Here is a 22,914-nt window from a genome sequence, read left to right on the forward strand (position 1 = left end):
CGGGCTCCGCGGCCCCGGCGGCCGCCCCGCTCGCGTTCTCCGCGCCGGACCGGGTGCGCATCCCCGCCATCCGGGTCGACGCGCCCGTCACCCCGGTCGGTCTGGACGCGGACGGCGCGGTGGGCGCGCCGCCGCCGGAGGACACCAATCTCGCGGGCTGGTTCACCGGCGCGGTCTCCCCCGGCGAGCAGGGCACCGCCGTGGTCGTCGGCCATGTCGACAACCAGCGCGGCCCCGCCGTGTTCTACGGGCTCGGCGCGCTGAAGAAGGGCGACCGGGTCGAGGTGGACCGCCAGGACGGGCGCACGGCGGTCTTCGAGATCTACGGCGTCGAGGTCTTCGAGAAGAGCAAGTTCCCCGGCGACCGGGTCTACGGCTCGAAGGGCACGCCGGAGCTGCGGGTGATCACCTGCGGCGGCGGCTTCACCAAACAGAACGGCTACGACGGCAACGTGGTCGTCTTCGCCCGCCTGGCCACGGTCGGCTGAACCGGCGGCGGCCGGGCGGGCGCGGTCCCGCTCAGGCCCTGCGGCGGGGCGGGACGGTGAGGTGGTAGCCCTGGTCGAGCAGATAGGGCAGGTACTCGCGGATCGCCTGGACGCTCTGGGTCCGGTCGCCCCCGGCGTCGTGGGAGAGGATCACGACACCGGGGGCGGCGTTCTTCTCCACCCGGTCGATCACGGTGCGGGTGCCGGGGGTCATCCAGTCGGTGGTGTCGTGGGTCCAGGCCATGGGCTCCATGCCCAGCTCGGCCTCCAGCTGGAAGGTGGCGCGGTTCCAGGCGCCGTAGGGGGCGCGAAACCACTGCGGGCGGTCGCCGTAGGCGTCCTGGATCACGTCGCAGGTGCGCGCCATCTCGTCGCGGATGTCCGTGCGGCGGAGCTGGGTGAGGAGCGGATGGGTCCAGGTGTGGTTGCCGACCACGTGTCCCGCCTCGGCCATGCGGGCGAGGAGTTCCTTGTTCTGGACGGCCATCTCGCCGCACACGAAGAACATGGCGCGCACGTCGTACTTGGCGAGGGTGTCCAGGATGTGCGGGGTGTAGTCCGGGTGGGGCCCGTCGTCGAAGGTCAGCATCATCTGCCGGCCCCGGGTGGAGATGCGCACGAAAGGCGCGTGGCGGACTCGCGGTTTGGCGGGGGCGGAGTGCGGGGCGCCGTAGCCGGCGAGGGGCTGGAGCCGGAAGGCGGAGGGCTTGAGGGCCTGGCGCGCCTGCGGTCCGGCGAGGGGGGCGGTGGCGGCGGGCTTCTCGCCGCCGCGCCCCAGAAGGAGACCCCCGGTCCCGGCGGCCCCGAGCGCGGCGGCCGAACCGAGCAGCAGCCGACGCCGTGTGAACAACCGATACTTCTGCATGACCCATCAGTCGCCCCGCCCGACGCGTGGCCGCCCCATCGACACCGCGGGACCCGGCGATTCCACCCGCTCGGCCCAGGAAATCGCGTCCAGCGGTATGACGAATACGACGAGCTGAACATGGCGCGGACGTGCCGCTTGTACTCGGGAGTGGTTTCGATAGCCTCGCCCGCGTGAGGGAACAGCACGCGGAGAACGCGCATCAGTTCGAGCGGGGTACCGACGGACCCAAGGTCATCCTGGTCGGGGTGGACGGCTCCGACTCCTCGCTGCGGGCCGCGGCGTACGCGGGCGGCCTCGCGCGGCGCCAGGGCGCACTCCTCGCGGTCGTGTACGTACAGCCGGTGCTCGCGGCCGGGGCAGCGCTCGGGGCGCCGGTGGCGGAGACGACCGACGAGATCGCCGAGGACCTGATCGCGCAGATCAGGGCGGCGGCCGAGCGCGTGAAGGGGATATTCGAGGTGCGCTGGGAGTTCCACACCTTCCGCGGCGACCCGTACAACGGCCTGGTGCGCGCCGCCGACGAGCTGAAGGCGGACGCGGTGGTGGTGGGCGCCTCCGAGCAGGCGGGGCACCGCATCATCGGCTCGGTGGCGGTACGGCTGGTCAAGGCAGGGCGCTGGCCGGTGACGGTCGTGCCGTAGCCGGACAGTCGGACACGGCCGTGGCGGACGCTCGCGCGGACCAGGTCCGGTGGCCCGTGCGTGGCGTCTTCCCTCCCCGGCGGGGCTGAGTCATCATGATCCGCCGTCAGCCGTTTGCCGTCGGGGAAGAGGTGAGGCGTGTGGCCAAGATCCGTGCGGGTGAGGGGATTCTCCGTCGCAAACCCATTGAGCACATCGACGAGTCGGAGGCGGCCGAGAGCGGCGGTCTCGAACGCTCGCTCGGGCTGTGGCAGCTCACCGCGATCGGCGTGGGCGGCATCATCGGCGCGGGCATCTTCACACTGGCCGGGACGGTGGCCAACGGCACGGCCGGTCCCGCCGTCCTCGTCTCCTTCCTGATCGCCGGTGCGGCGAGCGCCTGCGCGGCGCTGTCGTACGCCGAGTTCGCCGGGCTGATCCCGAAGGCGGGCTCGGCCTACACCTACGGCTACGCGGTGCTCGGCGAGTTCGCGGGCTGGTTCATCGGCTGGGACCTGCTCCTGGAGTACACCGCGATCGTGGCGGTGGTCGCCATCGGCATCTCCGGCTACTTCGGCTTCCTGGTGGAGCAGCTGGGCGGCGATCTGCCCGCGTGGATGCTCGGCGCGCCCGGCACCGGAGCCGGGCACCGCGTGGACCTGTTCGCCGCGCTGCTCTGTCTGCTGATCGCCTGGCTGCTCACGCTCGGCATCCGCAGCGCGGCCCGGTTCGAGACGATCGTGGTCGTGCTCAAGGTGCTGGTGGTGCTGCTGGTGATCGGGGTGGGCGTGTTCCACATCAACACCGCGAACTACCACCCGTTCTTCCCGTTCGGCATCAGCGGCGCGTTCACGGGTGCCGCGACCGTCTTCTTCGCGGTGTTCGGCTACGACGCGATGTCCACGGCCGCCGAGGAGTCCAAGGACGCGCAGCGGCACATGCCGAAGGCGATCATCTACTCGCTGGTCATCTCCATGGTGTTGTACGTGGCCGCGTGCCTGGTCCTGACGGGGATGCAGAACTACAAGGACATCGACCCGGAGAGCGGCTTCTCCTCGGCGTTCGACTCCGTCGGGCTGAGCGGGCTCGCGAACGTGATCGCGGTGGGCGCGATCATCGGCATCCTCACGGTGATGTTCACGTTCATGCTCGGCGTGACCCGGGTGTGGTTCTCGATGTCCCGCGACGGACTGCTCCCCCGCTGGTTCGCCAAGACCCACCCGACCCGGCACGTGCCGACCCGGGTGACCTGGATCGTCGGCTTCGGCTCCGCGGCCATCGCCGGGTTCGTGCCGATCGGCGAGGCCGCCGAGCTGACCAACATCGGCATCCTGCTCGCGTTCGTGGTGGTGTGCGTGGCGGTGATCGTGCTGCGCTACAAGCGCCCGGAGCTGCCGCGCGCGTTCCGCACACCGTGGATGCCGTTCGTGCCCGCGCTGGGCGTGGTCTTCTCCATCTGGCTGATCACGTTCCTGGCGTGGCAGACCTGGGTGCGGTTCGCCATCTGGTTCCTCATCGGCTGCGTGATCTACTTCGGCTACTCCTACCGCCGCTCGACGCTGGCGGGCGAGCCTGCGCCGGAGCGGCGGGAGTGAGTCCGGCTCAGGGCGCCATGGTCAGCCCCGCCTTGGCGCCCCCGCCGCCGAGCGCCGCGTCCTTGATCCGGTCGCGCACCCCGGCGAGGTCGGCGCCGTGGGCGATCGCGGCGTTGACGTCCTGGAGGCGGCCGGAGTCCTGGTCGTAGAACTGGGGCAGGAACTCGGCCCGGCTGACCTCCCAGCGGCCGCCCCGCTTGGCGGGCGGTACGAAGGTGAAGCGGGCGGTGGTGGACTCGCCGCCGCGCCAGTCCCCTACGCCCTGGGCACCGGTCGCGCCGGGGCCGATCTGGTCGCCGCCGCCGTAGACCACCCAGGTCCCGTTGACCTTGCCGTACGCCTGCGGGAGGTGGCCGTCGGAGCCGAGGATCAGGTCGACGTCCGGGCGGCCGCCGGTCTTGGAGGCGGTCAGCCGTTTGGCGAGGGCGGTCACCGCGTCGTTGGGGCCGTCCTGCCAGCCGTCGCCCCAGTCCAGGGACAGGACGACCACATCGGCACCGGCCTTCCGCGCGGCGCGCGCCCCGGCGATCACCCGCTGCTCGTTGAGCGCGGCGACGGTCCACTCGGGGCTGTCACCGGCCCGCTGCCCGGGGTCGTAGGTGTACGACAGCTGCGCGACCTTGGCCGGGCCCGCCTGGAGCAGCGGCGTCGTACCCGCCTCGGCCTGGGTCCGCGCGGTACCGGCGTGCCGGAGCCCGGCGGCGTCCAGGGCGTTCAGGGTGCGCGGGACGCCGGAGGGGTCGACGAGGGCGTCGGCGGCGGCGGTCGCGCAGCTGTCGTAGCCGGTGGCCGCGAGCGCGCGGGCGAGCTGCGGCAGGGAAGCGGCGGCGGGGTCGGTGTCGTCACCGGGCACCGGGTCGAGACGGCAGAGCGCCAGGTCCGCGTCGGAGACGGCGGGTTCCACGGCGGCGAGCATGGGGCCGAAGTCGTAGCCGCCGCCGTTGCTGTTGCCGCTGTTTCCGTTGTCGCCGTTGTTGTTGCCGCTCGCGTCGAAGCCCGCCCGGTCCGCGACGGTGGCGTGCGGCACGATGCTGCCCGAGGCGACGAGGGTGAAGCCCTTGCCCGCGGACGGCGCCTGCTGTCCGGCGGCCGGGGCGCCCCGCTCCTGGTTCTGACAGGCGGCCGCCGCCGCGAGGACGGCGGTGAGCGCCAGGGCCACCTGGTGCTTGCGTCGGATCATCGACTCACCCCTGCGTGGTCACATAGCCGGAATTGTCGTATTGACAGATGAAGCCATGAGGGGTGGGCGAGGACGAAGGGGACTCCCCGGGCGCGTGCGCCGGGAGCCCCGATCGGCCCATGCGGGGCGGGGGCGGCGGGGCCCTGGAGCCGGGGGGCGACCGCTCGTCCGACCGTTCACCGACGGAATCGACCGCCCGTCGCACAACCCTGCGCGCGCCCTGTCCCCCACCCGCGCCCTGCGCTGCCATACGGCCATGACGGCCGTGACCTCCACCGCACCCGGGACGACGACCGCCGAGCACGAACTGGCCACGCTCCAGCGCGAGCACGGCCGCCCCCTGTTCGCTCTGCTCCTCCGGCTGAGCGACGGGGACCGCCAGCGTGCCGAGGATCTCGTGCAGGAGACGCTGGTACGGGCGTGGCAGCATCCCGAGGCGCTGCGCGCGGCCGAGTTCGAGTCCGTACGGCCCTGGCTGCTGACGGTCGCCCGGCGGCTCGCCATAGACGCCCGGCGCGCCCGCAGGGCCCGGCCGCCGGAGATCGTGGACGAGGTCCCGGAGACCGCGCGCGTCACCGCCGACCACGCGGAGCGCGCCGCCGCGGCACTGGACGTACGGCAGGCCGTGAAGACTCTCACACCCGAGCACCGTGACGTCCTGATACTCGTGTACTTCCGCGGTGCGAGCGTGGCGGAAGCCGCCGAGATCCTGGGGATACCGGCCGGTACGGTGAAGTCCCGCGCCTACTACGCGCTCCGCGCCCTGCGCCGCGTGCTGCCCGGATACGCGACCGATCCGCACTGAAACCGGATGCCGGGTCAAGTCTCGGCAAAGCGCCTTGCCGTGACCGGTGCCGGGGCCATGAGCTGTCCTCATCCGTGTTCCGGGCGGGGGCCGGGTTCGGGCGACACGTACGCACGCACCGGAGGAAGGCAGGCAGGGATGCTGCACAGAGGTCACGAGCACACGGGCGACACCGGCGGCGGCGAACTCACCGTCCCCATGGCCTGGTTGTACGCCGAGTACATCGCCGACGAGCTGCTGCGCACCGGCGATCTGATGCCACCCACGTCCTTCGAGTTCCGCGCGGGCCGCGACGCCCTCGCCCTCACCGTCTTCCTCTCCGACACCGACGGCGAACTCTCCTGCGTCCGCGTGGTCTCCCACCTGGAGCACTGGCTCTCCCTCACGGCCTACGACCATCTCTGGCGGGACTGGGTCCACGACCGCCTGACCGCCCTGACCACGGAGTCCACCGGCCCCTCCCCCGACCTCGCCCTGGCCACCTCGGCCTGGCGCTGGCTGGAAGAAACGGAACTTCTCGCACCGGACCTGGACGCGGTACCGGGCCGCACGGCGCCCTTCGGGGAGGACGACGGCCCGAAGGTGTGGACACCGGCATGGCGACTGGGGCTCCCACTCGGGCACCTGGCGATCCACCTGTTCTGACCGACTGCGCCTGCCGCCGAGTCGGCCGTTTCAGGCACCCCCGACCGGCCGGAGAACGGCAGGCGAGACGATCATGCCGGGATGGATCACACGCCCATGTGCGACGGGGCGGTGCGGCTGCTGTCGTATCCGATGTGAGCCACCTTCAAGGCACAGGGGAAGACCGTGGGAATCGAACTGGAACTGCACTCGGGCCGACCCCGACGAAAAGGCTCGTCCCGGGACACCTTGCTCCGGGGCTCATACCGTCACGGCGAAGCCCTGGCGACAGCACTCAGCCCCCTCGACCGCCACGGCTCGGGCAAGCTCGGCTGGGTGGATCCGTACGGCGACACCCTGTTCAACGAACAGGAGGCCCAGATCGCCCGCGAGGAAGCCACCGCGCCGGCCCAGCGGTGCGCCGACGAGCGCCAGAAGGCGGCCCTGCTCGACCTCGCGGAACTCCTGGAGGCGTGCGCGGCGACGCCGGGTAGCTATTTGTGGTTCATGGGCGACTAACCGGTCATTCAGGCCACCCGCCCCCACAGGTCATCAGGAAGCGGGCCGGTCCCCGGTGGCCGCGGTTGCCTGGGCGAGATGTGCGTGCAGGGCGAGGAGCGGGGTCCAGGGGGCGACGCTGTAACGGATCGCACCCTTCGACGCGGTGTATGCCGTCGTCGGGTATCGGGTCGTAGGGCAAGCGGCTGATGGCGCTCTGGAGTCGGAGAACCTGGTCGCCGAACTCGGTGGTGGGCATGGTCAGCAACCAGTAGTACGCACGGCCGCCGGGCTGCCAACCAGGCCGCCGCCAGTGATCGGTGACCTCGCCGAGCTGCTCGAACGCGGTCCAGTCGTGGGCCGCCACAGTGGCTGGGTCGTCGGGGTCCGTAGGCGGGTCGGCGGGAAAGGCGTCGGGGTGTGGTTCGAGCCGCACGGACACGTCCTCCTCGGGTCGGGGACGACATCCTGGCACTCAAGAGCTGTTCGAACCCCGAGCTGTTCGAACCCCGCCTACGCAACCCAGCAGTAGACCCCATCGCCCCGGCGCCGGGCACGTCTCGCGAGAGCCGCCGGCTCGCCCACGATCGCATCGGCGATCTCCGCCCCGATGGCCTCGCCGTCCTCGGCGCGCAGCGCGACCCACGACGCCGCGATGTCGCGCGACCCGGAGTGCCCGGTATCGGCGAGTGCGGCGGACAGGCGAGGTGATAGCGCGAAGACGACGCAGCCGTCACCGTCCTGACCGGCGACGATGCGCGGCTCACCGGCGTCGGCGAGTTCCTCGAAGCCGCCGTCGGTGAGCAGGCATTCCCACTCGACGACGGCTCCATCGGGGTCGAAGTTGCCGAAGGAGAGCGACTCGAAGGCGCGTCCCGGCCCGGTCTGGAGCGCCGAAGCGGCCGAGGTGTCATCCGGCGCCGCGAAGAACTTGACGATGTTGCTCACCGGGACATCGTGCCGGAGTCGGCGCGGGAGCGGGTGTCGCCGTCAGGCCGGCCGGGCCCCCTGGAGCCCCTGCAGGAGCAGGGCGATCAGGCGTCGGGGGTCGTAGCGGGGGTCGTTCTCGCGCCCCACGCAGAGGTTGCCGATGCCGCGCAGCAGCTCGTACGGCTGGGTGCCGGGGCTGATCTCGCCGGATTCGGCCGCGGCGTCGAGGAGGTGGGCGCAGACGGGCAGGAGGCGGTCGAGGAAGTAGGTGTGGAGGGCGGCGAAGCGGTCGCTGTCGGACTGGAGGGCATCGGCGAGCCCGTGCTTGGTGACGAGGAAGTCGACGAAGAGGTCGACCCACTGGCACAGGGCGTCGAACGGAGAGTCGGCGGCGGCGAGCAGGGTCGGGCCCGCTTCCGCGCACGCCTCGATCTGATGCCGGTAGACGGCGGTGACGAGGTCCGCCCGGGTCGGGAAGTGGCGGTAGATCGTGGCCATTCCGACGCCCGCCCGGGCCGCGATCCGGCGGATCGGCGCGTCGACACCGGAGCTGACGAACACCTCGGCGGCGGTGGTGAGCACCGCCTGCCGGTTGCGCTGGGCGTCGGCCCGCTTGCCTCGGGACGGCGGCTCCTCCGCAGGGCTCCCGGTGACCATCACGTAGTCCTTCCGTCCTTCCACGCCGATTGACAAAACGGAGCAGCGCTCCGGATAGTAAGTGGAGCGTCGTTCCGTTTCAGTTTAGCCGGTACGGGACGGCCTTCACCGGCATGCCCGTCGAAAGGAATCCCCCACCGTGAGCACATCCTCCGCAACCGGCGCCGACGTCCCGGGTGCACCGGTCCTGTCCTTCAGCCCCGTGACCCTCCCGGCGCCCGGACGCCCCGTGGACCTCCAGGTGCGCGTCTCCGTACCCGCGACCGGAACCGGCCTTCCCGTCCTCCTCCTCTCCCACGGCCACGGCCCCTCGAACAACCTCTCCTCGCTCAACGGCTACGCGCCGCTCGCCACCTTCTGGGCCGCTCATGGATTCGTCGTCGTACAGCCCACCCACCTCACGTCCCGGACGCTGACCCACCTGGTCTCCGACGCACCCGGCGCCCCCGACTTCTGGCGTTCCCGCGCCGAGGACATGACCCACGTCCTCGACCGGCTCGACGTGATCGAGCGCACCGTGCCCCGGCTCGCGGGACGGATCGACCACACCAAGGTCGCCGTCGCCGGACACTCGCTCGGCGGCTTCACCGCCGCCCTCCTGCTGGGGGCCAGGATCACCGACCCGGACACCGGGGACGTGGTGCGCCTCGCCGAGCCCCGGATCAAGGCGGGCGTACTGCTCGCCGCGCCCGGCCGGGGAGGCGAGGTGTTCAACGGCCCCATGGCGAAGCAGTGGCCGATCATCGGGGCCGTCGACTTCTCGACCATGACCACGCCCGCGCTGGTCGTCGCGGGCGACAAGGACGACTCCCGGCACTTCACGGACATGGGACCGGACTGGCACGCCGACCCCTACACCCTCGCCCCCGGTCCCAAGACCCTGCTCACCCTGTTCGGCGCGGAACACGGACTCGGCGGGATCGCCGGATACGACGCCGCCGAGACCACGGACGAGGACCCCGCCCGGGTCACCGCCCTGGCAGGACTCGTCGCGGCCTACCTTCGCGGCCGACTCACCCCGGGCGACGACTCCTGGACAACCGCGTGCCAGGCGCTGACGACCGCCGCCACCCCGGTCGGACGGGTCGAATCCAAGTAGGTTCAGTTCTGGTTCACCGGCCACACCGCGGCCGGGTCGCAGTGGGCCGGGCAGGCCAGCAGATAGTTCTCGTTGCCGAGGAAGAGCCCGTAGGTGTCGGCGCCGACGCTGTAGGGCTGCTCCGGCAGGCCCGGGTGGACGGCGAATTCCATGCCCTCCGGCACCTGGCAGAGGTACACCAGGTCGGCGCCGCACGCGCACCGGTAGAACTCGGGGTACTGCGCCCAGGACGGCGTACCGCCCACTTTGAACTCCTGGGCCCCCAGCCCCCGCGCGTCGGGGTCGTCCGCGAAGGGGCGCAGGGTCAACGGCAGGGCGCGCAGAGACGGTTCGGGCTCCGCCGTCGGCAGCGTCGCGTGGCGCTGGAGCAGCACGCGCCAGAACGGAGCCGGAAAGGGCGGCTGTGGAGCGTCCCAGTACCGGGGCACGAGACGGCCGTCGGCCAGCTGCGGGTCCGACGCGTCGTTGTGCGCGCGGCAGTGGAAGACCAACAGGTGGTCTCCGCCGAAAGGTTCCAGGCCGAGGGGGATGTCGAGCTGGAAGAACAGTGCCATCCGCTCGCCGCAGAAGCACTCGGGCCACTCCTGGCCCTCGTCGAGGAAGGGCCAGCCGCCCACCGAGTTCCGCGCTGGACCGGCCAACGGCTCGGTTCCGACCTCGATCGCGTACGCGGGCAGCACCGCCCGCTCATCCCGCCCATCCCGCTCATCCTGTTCGATCATCCGCTCACTCTAGGGGCCGCCCGCCCGGTGCTGCGGGGCGGCAAGGCGCGAGGTCAGGCGAACGTGCGGCGATAGGACTGCGGGCTGACACCCGTGGTGCGTTTGAAGCGGTCGCGGAAGGTGGTCGGCGAGCTGAAGCCGACCTGGTGGCCGATGCGTTCGACGGAGTGGGACGTGGTTTCGAGCAGGTGCTGGGCCTGGCGGATGCGGGCGCGGTGGAGCCATTGCAGCGGGGTGGTGCCGGTCTGGTCGCGGAAGCGGCGGATCAGGGTGCGGGTGCTGGTACCGGCGCGCTCGGCGATGTCGGCGAGGGTGAGATCGCGGGCCAGGTTCTCCCGCAGCCAGGTGAGCAGCGCCTCCAGCTCGGAGCCCTGCGGTGTGGGCGAGTGGTCGTGGACGATGAACTGGGCCTGCCCGCCCTCCCGTTCGAGGGGCATCACCGACAGGCGGGCGGAATCGGCGGCGACGGCCGAGCCGTAGTCGCGGCGGATCATGTGCAGGCACAGATCCAGGCCCGCGGCCGCGCCGGCCGAGGTGAGGAACTGGCCGTTGTCGACGTAGAGGACGTCCGGGTCGACGTCGAGGGCCGGGTGGGTGGCGGCCAGGAGCGCGGCCGCGCGCCAGTGGGTCGTGACGCGCAGCCCGTCGAGGAGCCCGGTGGCGGCCAGCGGGAAGGTGCCCACGCAGATGGAGGCGATCCGTGTGCCCTCGGCGGCAGCCGACCGCAGCGCGTCCCGTACGGCGGGCGGGAGCGGGGCGGTGGGTTCGGCGATGCCCGGCACGATGATCGTGTCCGCGCCCCGGAGGCCCTCCAGTCCCCAGGGGGCGCGCAGGGAGAAGGCCCCGGCGTCGATCTCGGCGCGCTCGGCGCACACCCGTACCTGGTAGCCGGGGCGCCCGTCGGGCAGCCGGGTCCGGGAGAAGACCTCGACCGGGGTGGACAGGTCGAACGGGATCACCTGGTCGAGTGCGAGAACGGCGACGGTGTGCATGGCGCGAACGTACCTCTCCACCGTGGCGAGAACGCATCTCTCCACCGGCTCGACGGACTCCGGTCCTGCACCGGAGATCTCAGGATCACCACGGCTCCGGGCCTTCCGGAAGCCCTTGGCACTATCCCGTTGAAACCTGGCACCAGTGCCACTGGGCGATCACGACGACAGCCGGTTGACTTCGAGGCGTCCGTGGGAAATCGACCCCGAAGGAACCTCCATGCACGTTCAGGTTGTGCTGTTCGACGGCTTCGATCCGCTCGATGTCATCGCCCCCTACGAGGTGCTGTACGCGGGCGGCTCGGCCTCGGACGGTGCGGTGACCGTCGAGCTGGTCTCCGCGGAGGGCCCCCGTGAGGTGATCGGCGGCACCGGAGGACTGGCACTGCGCGCGACCGGCGCCCTCGACCTCGAACGCGCGGACGTGATCCTGGTGCCCGGCGCCTCCGGCCGCGTGGGCGAACCCGGCGAGGTCCCGGAGGGAGAGGTGGGCACCGGCGAGCGGGAGCGGGACGGATTCGTCCCGGTGCTGCTGGGCCGCACCCTGACCACCGGGCTCCCCGCGCTCCTCAAGGAGGCCATGGACGACCCGGACATCACCGTCGCCAGCGTCTGCGGCGGCTCGCTCGTCCTGGCCATGGCGGGCCTGCTGGAGGGACGGCACGCCACCACCCATCACCTGGGCTTCGACCTGCTGGACGCCACCGGCGCCCACGCGGTCCGCGCCCGCGTCGTGGACGACGGCGACCTGATCACCGGCGCCGGTGTCACCTCCGGGCTCGACCTGGGTCTGTATCTGCTGGAGCGCGAGGTGGGCCCCCGGATCGCGCACGCCGTCGAAGAGCTCTTCGCCCACGAGCGGCGCGGCACCGTCTGGCGGGCCCAGGGCCCGACGCCCACCACCCTCTGAACGCCCACCGTCCTCTGAACGTCTGCCACTTCTGAACGCGCTCGGCCCCTCGCGGACCGACCGCCCCATCCACCCCGCACCGTCCGAAGGAACACCGGCATGTCCGTCGAAGGCACCTGGCGCCTCACCGTCTCCACCCCCATCGGCAGAATCGAGGCCGTGGTCGAACTCCGTGAGCGGGACGGCGTCCTGACCGGCGTCGCCCACGGAACCGGCGAGGAGGTACCGCTCGACGACATCACCGTCGACGGCGACCGGCTCACCTGGAGGCAAGCCGTCACCAAGCCCCTGCGGCTGAATCTGGCGTTCGACGTGACGGTCGACGGCGACACCCTCCGGGGCGTCTCCCGCGCGGGCCGCCTTCCGTCCTCGAAGGTCACCGGCGAGCGTCGGCCCGGACTGGAGTACCAGGCGTGACCAAGCTCCTTCTCTCGCTGCATGTCCTGGCCGCTCTCGTCGCCGTCGGACCGGTCACCGTCGCCGCGAGCATGTTCCCCGCGACACTGCGCCGCGCCCTCGGCAACGGCGACGGCGGCGGCGACACCGAGGCCCGGACGACCCTGCGGACACTGCACCGCATCTGCCGCGTCTACGCGGGCATCGGCGTCGCCGTTCCCCTCTTCGGATTCGCCACGGCGAGCAGTCTCGGCGTGCTCGGCGACGCCTGGCTGATCGTCTCGATCCTGCTGACCGCGGCGGCCGCCGGAATCCTGGCCTTGCTGATCCTGCCCGCCCAGGAGGATGCGCTGGACGACGAGACGGACGCCGCCCTGCTCTCGTCAACTCCCGTGTCTCCAGGCCGCCTTGCCATGCTCACCGGCATCTTCAACCTGCTGTGGGCCACGGTCACCGTACTGATGATCATCCGCCCCGGCTCCACCACGGGGGCGTGACCATGACCCGTTTCCCCGCCCTGACCAGGGCCTTTGCCCCGCTCCCGAAACGGACCGGAAATCGCACCAATCCGAACGCCCATCCGCTCCGAATCTCTTCGCCGTGATTCTGGGTGTGGCTTGAGTGATTCGGCCGTGCTCTGCGTACGGATGGGTGCAACGAGTAACCCCCCACCCGCACCCACCGGCACGAGGTTTCGGCATGAGGTCCCTGGAAAGGCATCGCGACGTCGGCGCTTATGCGCTCGGCGTGCTGGACGAGGCGGATGCCTTCCGCTTCGAGGACCATCTCGTGGAGTGTCCCCAGTGCGCGGCACGGGCGACCGAATTCGGGCCCACCGCACGGCAGTTGATGCTGTTCCGGCAGGCTACACCGCAGTTCGTGCCGCCGCTCGCGCAACCCGGTCCCCGGCTGCTGGAGCGGCTGCTCGGTGAGATCGGCGTACGGCGCCGGGCGAACCGGCGTCGGTTCCTGTACGGCCTCGCCGCCTCCGTCGTGCTGGCGGTCGCCGGATCGGCGCTGGCGCTCCAGCTGGGGTCAAGTGCCGCGCCGGAGGCGAGAGTTACGGCGGCCACCGACCCGAGCACCGGTGTGTGGGCGCAGGTCACGGCCGAAGACGCGGACTGGGGCAGCGGGTTGAGCGTGAAGGTGCGCGACTCCTCCGGGCCGCATTCGTGCCGTCTCTTCGTGGTCGGGCGGGACGGTTCGGAGCAGGCGGTGGGCGGCTGGAGCGTCGGGGCGCACGAGAGCGGTACGACGTCCACGACCGCCGGGTCCTCGATGAGCCCCGACGACATCGACCACTACGACGTGCGCACCTCGGACGGACAGCGCCTGGTGACGCTTCCGGCCCACTGACATCCGCCATGCAAAGACAGCTCTCACTTCAGCAGCCGTGACAGCCTCCGGTCGGCCAGCGGCTTCCCGCCCGTCTGGCACGTCGGGCAGTACTGGAGCGAGGAGTCGCTGAAGGAGACCTCGCGGATCGTGTCCCCGCACACCGGGCACGGTTCGCCGGTCCGGCCGTGGACGCGCAACCCGCTCTTCTTCTCCGCCTTCAGCCGCCCGGCGGCAACCCCCCGCGACCGCTCCACCGCCTCGGTGAGGGTCGTGCGCAGCGCCTCGTACAGCCGGGACGTCTCCTCGGGCGTCAGCGAGGCCGCCAGCTTGAACGGGGACATCTTCGCGGCGTGCAGGATCTCGTCGCTGTAGGCGTTGCCGACCCCGGCGATCAGTGACTGGTCCCGCAACGCGCCCTTGAGCTGCCGCCGCTCGCCCTTGAGCAGCGCGGACAGGCGTTCCTCGTCGAAGCCGTCGGCCAGTGGATCGGGGCCAAGACGGGCGATGCCGGGCACCTCGGCCGGGTCGCGGACGACGTACACCGCGAGCCGCTTCTGCGTACCCGCCTCGGTCAGGTCGAAGCCCTCCCCCGTGTCCAGGGCCACGCGCAGCGCCAGCGGCCCTTTGCCCGGGCGCGGCGGGCCGTCCGGCAGCCGGTCGCGCCACTGGAGCCAGCCCGCGCGGGCCAGATGGGTGATCACATGGAGGCCGCCGTCCGTCTCCAGGTCCAGGAACTTGCCGTACCGGCGTACGGCGGTGATCTCCGCGCCCTCCACGGCGGCGGGGGGCGGGTCGTACGTCTTCAGGACGCTGATCGCCACCGGCAGGACGCGCACCACCCGGCGTCCCGCCAGGTGTTCGGCGAGGAAGTCCCTGAGCGCTTCCACCTCGGGCAGTTCCGGCATACGTCCAGGGTGCCATCCGGTGCCGACAGCGCCAGGCGGACACGTGACGGAGACGACCGTACGTCAGCCCTCCCCGCCCTCCCCTTCCTCCCGCACCTCGAACTCGCACCACACCGCCTTGCCCCCGCCCCGCGCCTCCACTCCCCACCGGTCGGCCAGCAGCTCCACCAGCAGCAGCCCGCGTCCGGAGACGCCCTCCGCGCCCGCCTCGCGCCGCCGGGGCAGGGCGCTGGAGGAGTCCTCGACCTCGACGCGGAGCTTGCGTTCCGGGCCGTCGAGGACCCGGAGGGTCACGGCCGCCGAGCCCTCCGTGTGCATGAGGACGTTGGTGACCAGTTCGTCGGTGACGAGCTCGATGTCGTCGGCGCGCTCGCGGGCGCCCCAGGCGCGAACGGCGGTGCGGATCATGTGGCGGGCGCGGGAAAGGGCCTCGGGGTCGCCGGGGGCGACATGACGGCGGAGCCGGCCGCCCGCGAGGGGTGTCTCGGGGACGCGGCGCCGGAGGAGCAGCAGGGCCACGTCGTCCTCGCCGCCGCGCTCCTCGGCCATGCCGATCAGCCGCGCGGCGAGTTCGCGGACGTCCTGGGGTCCGGCGGCGACGGCGGAGGCGAGGGCGCGCATCCCGTCGTCGAGGTCGACGCCGGGCTGTTCGACCAGGCCGTCCGTGCACAGGACCAGGGTGCGCCCTGGGTCGAGTTCCAGGGTGGTGATCGGGTACTCCAGACGGCCGAACTCGGCGGACAGGCCGAGCGGCAGCCCGCCCTCGACGGGGACGCGGCGGCAGGTGCCGTCGGAGTAGCGCAGGAGCGGGTCGAGGTGGCCCGCGCGGACCATCTGGACGACGCCGGTGGACAGGTCGGCCTGGGCGTAGAGGCAGGTCGCGAACCGGTCGGTGTCGAGTTCGTGCAGGAAGACGGAGGCGCGGGCCATCACCGCGGCCGGGGTGTGCCCCTCGGCGGCGTAGGCGCGCAGCACGATCCGCAGCTGGCCCATGACGGCGGCGGCGTGGGTGTCGTGGCCCTGGACGTCGCCGATGACCGCGCCGACGCGGCCGCCGGGCAGCGGGATCAGGTCGTACCAGTCGCCGCCGATGTCGCGGCCGAGGGCCGCCGAGCGGTAGCGCACGGCCACCTCGGCGCCGCGCACGCTGGGGATGGTGCGGGGCAGCATCGCCTGCTGGAGGTTCTGGGCGAGGTCCTTGTCCTGCTCGTAGAGCATGGCGCGCTGCAGGCTCTGCGCGATGCTGCTGCCGAGCGCGACGAGGACGGCCCGCTCCTCGGCGGAGAAGCCGCGCCGGTCGCTGTAGAGCAGGCCGAGGGCGCCGATGGGGCGGCCCTGGGCGATCAGCGGGAGGTAGGCCGCGGAGGTGATGTGCAGTCCGGTGAGGTGCGGCCAGAGGATGGGGTAGCCGTCGGCGAACTCCTCCGGGGACTCGATGAAGCGCGGGGCGAGCGTGCGGACGACCTCGCTCATCGGGTACGGCTCGTCGATCCGGGTGATCCGGGTGCCGGGCACGAAGCTCCCGGCCAGCCCCTCGGCGACCAGCCGGATGCGCCCGGCCTCCACCAGGCCCATGACCACGCTGGCCACGCCGAGGTGCCGGATGCCGTGGGTGTCCTTGAGCACGTCGATCACGTCGTGGACGCTGCGGGCGTGGGCGAGGGCGGCGGTGATGACCTGGACGACGTTGGTCTGGCGGCGGAACGCCTCGTCGCGCAGGGTGCGCGGCCCATGGACGGGGCTCTCGGCGAGTTCCCGGGTGGCGTCGCGGACGATGCCGACGACCCGGTGCGGGCGTCCGGTGCCGTCGCGGCGGATGGCGCCCTGGCTGTGGGTCCAGCGGTAGCCGCCGTCGCGGCGGCGGATGCGGAAGTAGGTGCCGTAGTGCTCGCTGCCGTCCTTGATGGCGCGGGCCACCACGGCGTCGAGATGGGCGGCCTCGGGCGGCGGCATCCGCGCGGCCAGGGACTCCAGGCGGCCGTCGTACTCCTCGGGGAGCAGGTCGAAGACCTCGTGGGCGCGGGCGTCCATGTGGAAGAGACCCGCGTCCAGGTCCCAGTCGAAGGTGCCCATGCCGTTGAGCGCCAGGATCGTGTCCGGGTGGGCGGGCGAGTCCTCCGGGAGTGACAGGGCACTCGCTCCCCGTTCAGCCATGGAGCCACCTTGCCAGCAATCGGCGGATTCTTCGAGTGCTGCACAGGCGTCCGGTTAGCCGTGCCGGGGCGCGCGGTACATGGAGTGGCGGGCGTCGAGCGGCCGTGTCCGGAGCGGCCGCGTTCCGAGCGGCCGCGCGGGAGGCAGGAGCGTCGTGGACTGGTTCACCGCACCCGGGTACTGGCTGAGCCGCCTGGTGTTCCAGCGGGGGCTTGCCGGGCTGTACCTCGTGGCGTTCCTGACGGCGGCCCTCCAGTTCCGGGCGCTGCTCGGCGAGCGCGGGATGACGCCGATCCCCCGGTATCTGGCGCGCACGCGCTTCCGCCGGGCACCGAGCCTGTTCCAGCTGCACTACTCGGACCGCTTCTTCGCCGGGTGCGCGTGGGCGGGCTGCGCGGTGTCGGCGGCGCTGATCGCCGGGGCGGACTCGCTGCTGCCGCTGTGGGCCGGGGTGCTGCTGTGGCTGGTGCCGTGGGCGCTGTACCTGTCGATCGTGAACGTCGGCCAGACCTGGTACGCGTTCGGCTGGGAGTCGCTGCTCCTTGAGGTCGGCTTCCTCGCGGCCTTCCTCGGCAACGACGAGGTGGCGCCCCCGATCGTGGTGCTGTTCCTGCTGCGCTGGGTGCTGTTCCGGGTGGAGTTCGGGGCCGGGCTGATCAAGATCCGCGGCGACCGGTGCTGGCGCGACCTGACCTGCCTCTACTACCACCACGAGACCCAGCCGATGCCGGGCCCGCTGAGCTGGTTCTTCCACCATCTGCCGAAACCGCTGCACCGGGTGGAGGTGGCGGCCAACCACTTCACCCAACTCGTCGTCCCCTTCCTGCTGTTCACCCCGCAGCCGATCGCCTCGGCCGCCGCCGCGCTGATGATCGTGACCCAGCTGTGGCTGGTGCTGTCCGGCAACTTCGCCTGGCTGAACTGGATCACCATCGTGCTCGCGTTCTCCGCGCTGCTCCTCCCCACGGACGCGCCCTCCGTGCCCCCGGCGCCGCTCTGGTACGAGGTCCTGGTCCTCGCGGTCGGCGCGGGCCTGCTCTTCCTGAGCCACCGCCCGGTGCTGAACATGGTCTCCCGCCGCCAGGTCATGAACCGCTCCTACGACCCGCTGCACCTGGTCAACACCTACGGCGCGTTCGGCAGCGTGGGCCGGGTGCGGTACGAGGTGGTGGTCGAGGGCACCTACGACGATCCGCCCCGGGAGGACTCCGACTGGCGGGCGTACGAGTTCCGGGGCAAGCCGGGCGACCTGCGCCACTGGCCGCGCCAGTTCGCGCCGTACCATCTGCGCCTGGACTGGCTGATGTGGTTCGCCGCGCTGTCGCCGGGCTATGCCGGGGAGTGGTTCGGCGGCCTGGTGGAACGGCTCCTGGAGGGCGACCGGGCCACCCTGCGCCTGCTGCGCCGCTCCCCCTTCCCGCCCGAGGCCCCGCCCCGCCACATCCGCGCCCGGCTCTTCCGCTACCGGTACACCGACTGGCGGGAACTCAAGGCGACCGGCGCGTGCTGGGAACGGTCGTACGTGCGGGACTATCTGCCGCCGACGCGGCTCATAGGGAGCGGGTGATTCCGCGCGTGTGAGGCACCGCCGGGCTCTCGACGCGGGGCACGCGAGCGTGCACAGTGGCCCCTGCGTGCCCAGCGTCGGGTGCGCGGGACATGACGAGGAGCGTCCGTGAACGACTGGGCAGGCCGCAGCGCCGCCGAGATCGCCGCCGCCGTGCGCGAGAAGCGCGCCACACCCCGTGAGGTGGTCGCCGACCATCTCGCGCGGATCGAACGGCTCGACGGGCGGGTGGGCGCCTTCCGCGCGGTGCGGGCCGAGGCCGCGCTCGCGGAGGCGGACGAGGTCGCGGCCCGGGGCGATCTGGACCGGCTGCCGCTCGCGGGTGTGCCGGTGGCGATCAAGGACAACCTGTCCGTGCGCGGCGAGTCGGTCCGCAACGGCTCCGCGGCGACCCCGGACACCCCGGCCGCCGAGGACCATGTGACGGTGGCCCGGCTGCGGGCGGCGGGCGCGGTGGTCGTGGGCCTGACGAACGTGCCGGAGCTGTGCGTCTTCGGCACCTCCGACAGCGTGTACGGCATCGCCCGCAACCCGTGGGACCTCACGCGTACAGCGGGCGGCTCCTCCGGGGGCAGCGCGGCGGCGGTGGCGGCGGGCCTGGTGCCGCTCGCGGTGGGCAACGACGGCATGGGCTCGCTGCGCATCCCGGCCGCGCACTGCGGTCTGGTCACGCTGAAGCCGGGGCACGGGGTCGTACCGGCCGGGATCGGCAACGGCGACTGGTTCGGGATGTCCGAGAACGGTCCCCTGGCGACCACGACCGAGGATCTGCGGCTGATGCTGTCGGTCCTCGCGGACACGGAGTTCACCGGTCCTGCCGAGCCCGCGCCGCGCCGGATCGCGGTGGGGCTGCGCAGCCCCCTGGCCGGGATCCCCGTGAACGGGGCGTACACCGCGGCGGTGCGGCGGGCCGCCGAGCTGCTGGGCGGGGCGGGCCACACGGTGGAGCACGCCGAGCCGCCCTACCCGCTCGACCTCGGCGTGACCGCGCTGCGCACCTGGACGGCGGGTACGGCGGTGGACGCGGCGGAGCTGGACAAGACGCTGCTCGCCCCGCGCACCCGGACGCATGCCGCCGTCGGCCGCCGCTTCGTCGACTCGGCGCGCGGCGGGGAGGCGCGGAGGCGGCTGCGGGAGCGGCTGGAGCCGTTCTTCGCCGAGCACGATGTGCTGCTGACCCCGGCGCTGGCCCGGCGCGGCCCGAAGGCCGACGCCTGGCACGAGCGCGGCTGGGCGGCCAACCTCGCGGTGAACAGCGCCTGTTCGCCCTTCACCCCGGCCTGGAACCTGACCGGTTGGCCCGCGATGTCGGTGCCTTTCGGCAGGCTGTCCTCGGGTGCCCCGTGCGCGGTGCAGTTGGTGGGCCGTCCGGGCAGCGAGCGCGTACTGCTGGCGGTGGCAGAGGAGTTGGAGCGGCTGCTGCCCTGGCCGCGCACGGCGCCGCTGGAGTCGTAGACGTCAGAAGTCCCGGTACGCCTCAGAGCGCCCGGTACATGATGTGCAGGCCGACCCGGCCGTGCCGGGGGTGCTCGAAGGCGTCCGGGACCGTGCCGAGGACGGTGAAGCCGAGGGCGGTCCACAGGCGGACGGCGGGGTTGGTCTCCACGACGGCGTTGAAGACCATCGCGCGGAAGCCGTGGGCCCGCGCCTCGGCGAGGACGTGTTCGGCGAGGGCGCGGCCGACACCGCGTCCGGTGTGGGCGGGGTCGACCATGAAGGCGGCGTTGGCGATGCCCTCGGCGGGGCCGCCGTAGTTCGGGGTGAGGTAGGCGGAGCCGGTGAGGGTTCCGTCCGCGTCCTCGGCGACGTAGACCCGGCGGGGCGGGGCGGTCCACAGTCGCCGGGCCGCTTCCTCGGTGGTGCCGGGGTCCCAGGTGTAGGTCTCCCCGGCGGCGACGATCCGGTGCCAGAACGGCCAGATCCGCGGCCAGTCGGCGGCCACGGCTTCTCTGATCTGCATGGGCGCGAGTGTGTCACGCCCACACAAAGGCGATCACAACGGTGTGCTCGGGGTCAGTCCACGCTGGGCAGGATGTGCGGCTCGGCGAGGTCGTCCTCGTAGCCGGCCAGGCGGATCGGGGCGGAGCGGGCCCATACGTCGAGGCTGCCGAGTTCTCCGGGCCTGCGTCGGGTCCGCTCCGGGCGTTCGTCGGGGCCCTGTTCGCGATTCGTCTTCTCCGGTGTCACCGCGCACTCCCTCTGTGTCGGGTCGCCCCTCTCCGTTCAGGTTAACCAAATGAGCGGGGCCGCGCTCGACAGTGAGTGCAAACAAGACGTAAGCATTGCGGGTCGCCCGGACCTCAATACCCCACGATGTGTTGCGATTTCATGACACGCGCACCGCGTGACCGTCCGCCGGGTTCACCCACTCGGCCTACGGACCGTCACGCGGTGCCGGTGCGGTTCACCACTTGCCGGGCGCGTAGTCCTTCATGAAGACGCCGTACAGGTCGTCGCCGTGCTCGCCGCGCACGATCGGGTCGTATACACGCGCGGCGCCGTCGATCAGGTCGAGCGGGGCGTGGAAGCCCTCCTCGGCGAGGCGGAGCTTGTCGAAGTGCGGGCGCTCGTCGGTGATCCAGCCGGTGTCGACCGAGGTCATCAGGATGCGGTCGGCGTCGAACATCTCCTGGCCGCTGGTGCGCGTCACCATGTTCATCGCGGCCTTGGCGGCGTTGGTGTTGGGGTGGCCCGCGCCCTTGTAGCCACGGGCGAAGACGCCCTCCATGGCGGAGACGTTCACGACGTACGCGCGTCCGCTCGCCGCCTTCTTCGCGGCCTCGGCCATGCTCGGGCGGAGCTTGCTGATCAGGATGAACGGCGCCGTGTAGTTGCACAGCTGGGTCTCGAGCAGCTCCACCGGGGAGATCTGCTCGATGGTCTGCACCCAGGTGTTGGTGTCGACCACGTCGGGGAGCAGGCCGCCCGCGTCGATGGCGGTGCCGTCCAGGTGCCGGGCGATGCTCGCGTTGCCCGCGACCAGGGCGAGGTCGGCGACCTTCTGGGCCTCGATGCCGCTGGTGCCGATGGGCAGCGCGGCCAGGCCGTCCACGGCGCCGGAGTTGAAGGCGCCGATGACGTGGTGGGCGGGCAGCTCACCGGCGGGCAGCGGCGCGCTCTCGCCGTCGACCAGGGCGGCGTAGGCGGAGGGCAGCCGGCGCACGGTCTGCGTCGCGTTGTTGACGAGGATGTCCAGCGGGCCCGCGTCGGCGACCTGGTCGGCGAGGGCCACGGCCTGGGCGGGGTCGCGCAGGTCGATGCCGACGACCTCCAGGCGGTGCATCCAGTCCGCCGAGTCCTCCATCGCCTTGAAGCGGCGGATGGCGTCCTTGGGGAAGCGCGTGGTGACCGTGGTGTGCGCGCCGTCGCGCAGCAGGCGCAGCGCGATGTACATGCCGATCTTGGCGCGGCCGCCGGTGAGCAGGGCGCGCTTGCCGGTGAGGTCGGCGCGGGCGTCGCGCTTCTCGCGGTTCAGCCGGGCGCAGTCGGGACAGAGCTGGTGGTAGAAGTAGTCGACCTCGACGTAGCGGGTCTTGCAGGTGTAGCAGGAGCGCGGGCGCTGGAGTATGCCCGCGATACGGCCCGCCTCGACCTTGGAGGTGGGCAGGATGCCCTCGGTCTCGTCGTCGATGCGCTCGGCGGAGCCGGTGGCGGTGGCCTCGGTCACGGCGCGGTCGTGCGCGGTCTTGGCGGCGCGGCGCTCCTGGCGGCGGCGCTGCTTGACCGTGCGGTAGATGTGCGAGGTGGCCCGGCGCACCGCGATCGCGTCGGGGTGGTCCACGTCGATCCGGTCCAGCTCCTCCAGCACGCTCAGGCAGACGGCCAGGCGCTCCGGGTCGATCCCCGGTCCGTGGACCACCTCGTCGACGGCCTCCGTGGACACCGAGCCCATGGACGCCGCGCCGTCCTCTGTCACCGTCATCGCGCTGCCGCTTCCCTGATCACCCGAGCGGCGCCCGGAATGGCGCACGCTGTCGAACGGGGAATTTTACGGAGCGCCCGGCCCCGGAACCAAACCGCGGCCGGGACCGGTGACCCATCTCTCCCGGGCCGTGCTCAGCAGACCTCGCAGGCGGCGATCAGCGCGGCCGTCTCGTCCGTGAGCGCTCGGGCGAGAAGGTCCAGGTCGGGCACCGCGCGGGCGTCCGCGACGAGGCCGTAGTGGACGCGGCCCCGGTAGGTCGAGATCGCTACCGCGAGGGACTGGCCGGGGGCCAGCGGGGCGAGCGGATAGACCTCCGTGAGCTGGTGGCCGCCGAGCTTCAGGCCGATGCCGGGCAGGGGCACGCTGGTGACGAGGATGTCGAACCAGAGCCGGGCCGCCTGGCCGACCAGCGGGCCGCCGAGCCGGTGTCCGAGCGCGGGCACGTGGTCCGCGAGCAGGGCGACGGCACCGGCGCCCCGGTGGGGGCCCGCGTCCTTGTTGCGCAGCATCGCGGTGCGCACCGAGTCCAGGCGCCCCAGCGGATCGGGGTCGCCGACCGGAAGCCGTATCAAGTACCCGGAGAGCCGGTTGCCCTGTGGGTGGGCGGTGCGCGGGCGGCGCCGGGAGACGGGGATGAGCGC

25 protein-coding genes are annotated in these 22,914 nt (G+C 72.2%); 13 read left to right on the forward strand and 12 right to left on the reverse strand.

Annotation, left to right across the window (positions count from 1 at the left end; translation table 11 throughout):
* Positions 1 to 488 (forward strand): class F sortase (locus tag GTW40_RS07135; protein WP_161179307.1); only part of this gene is annotated, 488 nt, incomplete at its 5' end.
* Between the two features lie 31 nt (positions 489 to 519).
* Here GTW40_RS07135 and GTW40_RS07140 read toward each other — a convergent pair.
* Positions 520 to 1,353: a polysaccharide deacetylase family protein gene (locus GTW40_RS07140; RefSeq protein ID WP_161179308.1), complete on the reverse strand. Its 834-nt coding sequence runs from the start codon at positions 1,351 to 1,353 to the stop codon at positions 520 to 522.
* Positions 1,354 to 1,526: 173 nt separating this feature from the next.
* Between GTW40_RS07140 and GTW40_RS07145 the strand changes: the two genes are divergently transcribed.
* Together GTW40_RS07145 and GTW40_RS07150 are read left to right on the forward strand one after the other, a co-directional pair.
* On the forward strand, positions 1,527 to 1,997 hold the full coding sequence (locus tag GTW40_RS07145; protein WP_161179309.1) for a universal stress protein: 471 nt from the start codon (positions 1,527 to 1,529) through the stop codon (positions 1,995 to 1,997).
* Positions 1,998 to 2,137: 140 nt separating this feature from the next.
* Positions 2,138 to 3,571, forward strand: coding sequence for an amino acid permease (locus tag GTW40_RS07150; RefSeq protein WP_161179310.1), 1,434 nt, complete (start codon positions 2,138 to 2,140; stop codon positions 3,569 to 3,571).
* 7 nt (positions 3,572 to 3,578) lie between these two features.
* On the opposite strand, the gene GTW40_RS07155 is transcribed toward GTW40_RS07150, so the two are convergent.
* Entirely contained in the window at positions 3,579 to 4,751 is a 1,173-nt protein-coding gene (locus GTW40_RS07155) for a CapA family protein (RefSeq protein ID WP_161179311.1), read from the reverse strand.
* Between the two features lie 256 nt (positions 4,752 to 5,007).
* Between GTW40_RS07155 and GTW40_RS07160 the strand changes: the two genes are divergently transcribed.
* From GTW40_RS07160 to GTW40_RS33000, 3 genes are all read left to right on the forward strand, one after another.
* A complete protein-coding gene (locus GTW40_RS07160; protein WP_161179312.1) occupies positions 5,008 to 5,556 on the forward strand; it encodes a sigma-70 family RNA polymerase sigma factor in 549 nt (182 codons plus the stop codon).
* Between the two features lie 138 nt (positions 5,557 to 5,694).
* Positions 5,695 to 6,201 carry a hypothetical protein gene (locus tag GTW40_RS07165; protein WP_161179313.1) on the forward strand — a complete coding sequence of 169 codons (507 nt, stop codon included), beginning with the start codon at positions 5,695 to 5,697 and terminating at the stop codon, positions 6,199 to 6,201.
* Positions 6,202 to 6,516: 315 nt separating this feature from the next.
* Positions 6,517 to 6,699, forward strand: a complete 183-nt coding sequence (locus GTW40_RS33000) for a hypothetical protein (protein WP_237525379.1) — start codon at positions 6,517 to 6,519, stop codon at positions 6,697 to 6,699.
* A gap of 492 nt (positions 6,700 to 7,191) precedes the next feature.
* On the opposite strand, the gene GTW40_RS07175 is transcribed toward GTW40_RS33000, so the two are convergent.
* Both GTW40_RS07175 and GTW40_RS07180 read right to left on the reverse strand, forming a co-directional pair.
* Positions 7,192 to 7,626 carry a hypothetical protein gene (locus tag GTW40_RS07175; protein ID WP_161179315.1) on the reverse strand — a complete coding sequence of 145 codons (435 nt, stop codon included), beginning with the start codon at positions 7,624 to 7,626 and terminating at the stop codon, positions 7,192 to 7,194.
* Positions 7,627 to 7,668: 42 nt separating this feature from the next.
* The gene (locus GTW40_RS07180) at positions 7,669 to 8,265 is read right to left on the reverse strand and encodes a TetR/AcrR family transcriptional regulator (protein ID WP_161179316.1); all 597 of its coding nucleotides are present in this window, start codon (positions 8,263 to 8,265) and stop codon (positions 7,669 to 7,671) included.
* Positions 8,266 to 8,404: 139 nt separating this feature from the next.
* Here GTW40_RS07180 and GTW40_RS07185 point away from each other — a divergent pair, with 139 nt between their 5' ends.
* Entirely contained in the window at positions 8,405 to 9,364 is a 960-nt protein-coding gene (locus GTW40_RS07185) for an alpha/beta fold hydrolase (protein ID WP_161179317.1), read from the forward strand.
* A 2-nt stretch (positions 9,365 to 9,366) separates the two neighbouring features.
* Here GTW40_RS07185 and GTW40_RS07190 read toward each other — a convergent pair whose 3' ends face one another.
* Both GTW40_RS07190 and GTW40_RS07195 read right to left on the reverse strand, forming a co-directional pair.
* On the reverse strand, positions 9,367 to 10,086 hold the full coding sequence (locus tag GTW40_RS07190; protein ID WP_202485527.1) for a hypothetical protein: 720 nt from the start codon (positions 10,084 to 10,086) through the stop codon (positions 9,367 to 9,369).
* 53 nt (positions 10,087 to 10,139) lie between these two features.
* Positions 10,140 to 11,078, reverse strand: coding sequence for a helix-turn-helix domain-containing protein (locus GTW40_RS07195; protein ID WP_161179318.1), 939 nt, complete (start codon positions 11,076 to 11,078; stop codon positions 10,140 to 10,142).
* A 220-nt stretch (positions 11,079 to 11,298) separates the two neighbouring features.
* On the opposite strand from GTW40_RS07195, the gene GTW40_RS07200 reads away from it, so the two are divergent.
* The 4 genes from GTW40_RS07200 to GTW40_RS07215 all read left to right on the forward strand — a co-directional run bounded on the left by GTW40_RS07200 (position 11,299) and on the right by GTW40_RS07215 (position 13,740).
* Positions 11,299 to 11,988: a DJ-1/PfpI family protein gene (locus GTW40_RS07200; RefSeq protein WP_161179319.1), complete on the forward strand. Its 690-nt coding sequence runs from the start codon at positions 11,299 to 11,301 to the stop codon at positions 11,986 to 11,988.
* A 99-nt stretch (positions 11,989 to 12,087) separates the two neighbouring features.
* Positions 12,088 to 12,405, forward strand: a complete 318-nt coding sequence (locus GTW40_RS07205; protein WP_161179320.1) for a hypothetical protein — start codon at positions 12,088 to 12,090, stop codon at positions 12,403 to 12,405.
* Entirely contained in the window at positions 12,402 to 12,881 is a 480-nt protein-coding gene (locus GTW40_RS07210) for a hypothetical protein (RefSeq protein WP_161179321.1), read from the forward strand. The genes GTW40_RS07205 and GTW40_RS07210 overlap by 4 nt, the downstream gene beginning before the upstream one ends.
* A gap of 202 nt (positions 12,882 to 13,083) precedes the next feature.
* Positions 13,084 to 13,740, forward strand: coding sequence for a zf-HC2 domain-containing protein (locus GTW40_RS07215; protein WP_161179322.1), 657 nt, complete (start codon positions 13,084 to 13,086; stop codon positions 13,738 to 13,740).
* Between the two features lie 23 nt (positions 13,741 to 13,763).
* On the opposite strand, the gene GTW40_RS07220 is transcribed toward GTW40_RS07215, so the two are convergent.
* Both GTW40_RS07220 and GTW40_RS07225 read right to left on the reverse strand, forming a co-directional pair.
* Positions 13,764 to 14,627 carry an Fpg/Nei family DNA glycosylase gene (locus GTW40_RS07220; protein ID WP_161179323.1) on the reverse strand — a complete coding sequence of 288 codons (864 nt, stop codon included), beginning with the start codon at positions 14,625 to 14,627 and terminating at the stop codon, positions 13,764 to 13,766.
* A 63-nt stretch (positions 14,628 to 14,690) separates the two neighbouring features.
* Positions 14,691 to 16,781, reverse strand: a complete 2,091-nt coding sequence (locus tag GTW40_RS07225) for a SpoIIE family protein phosphatase (protein ID WP_161179324.1) — start codon at positions 16,779 to 16,781, stop codon at positions 14,691 to 14,693.
* A 154-nt stretch (positions 16,782 to 16,935) separates the two neighbouring features.
* Between GTW40_RS07225 and GTW40_RS07230 the strand changes: the two genes are divergently transcribed.
* Entirely contained in the window at positions 16,936 to 18,348 is a 1,413-nt protein-coding gene (locus GTW40_RS07230) for a lipase maturation factor family protein (protein WP_161179325.1), read from the forward strand.
* A 108-nt stretch (positions 18,349 to 18,456) separates the two neighbouring features.
* Positions 18,457 to 19,803 (forward strand): amidase, encoded by a 1,347-nt coding sequence (locus GTW40_RS07235; RefSeq protein WP_161179326.1) that lies wholly within the window; start codon positions 18,457 to 18,459, stop codon positions 19,801 to 19,803.
* 22 nt (positions 19,804 to 19,825) lie between these two features.
* Here the strand turns inward: GTW40_RS07235 and GTW40_RS07240 are convergent, their stop codons facing one another.
* The 4 genes from GTW40_RS07240 to GTW40_RS07250 form a co-directional block, all read right to left on the reverse strand.
* Positions 19,826 to 20,308: a GNAT family N-acetyltransferase gene (locus tag GTW40_RS07240; protein WP_161179327.1), complete on the reverse strand. Its 483-nt coding sequence runs from the start codon at positions 20,306 to 20,308 to the stop codon at positions 19,826 to 19,828.
* 53 nt (positions 20,309 to 20,361) lie between these two features.
* Entirely contained in the window at positions 20,362 to 20,535 is a 174-nt protein-coding gene (locus GTW40_RS32535; protein ID WP_018549338.1) for a hypothetical protein, read from the reverse strand.
* Positions 20,536 to 20,752: 217 nt separating this feature from the next.
* Complete coding sequence (locus GTW40_RS07245) at positions 20,753 to 22,270, reverse strand: SDR family NAD(P)-dependent oxidoreductase (RefSeq protein ID WP_161179328.1); 1,518 nt, start codon at positions 22,268 to 22,270, stop codon at positions 20,753 to 20,755.
* 134 nt (positions 22,271 to 22,404) lie between these two features.
* Positions 22,405 to 22,914: WS/DGAT domain-containing protein (locus tag GTW40_RS07250; protein WP_161179329.1), on the reverse strand; the 510-nt coding region annotated here is incomplete at its 5' end.

It is taken from the genome of Streptomyces sp. SID4985, from assembly GCF_009863025.1.
Taxonomy (GTDB): domain Bacteria; phylum Actinomycetota; class Actinomycetes; order Streptomycetales; family Streptomycetaceae; genus Streptomyces.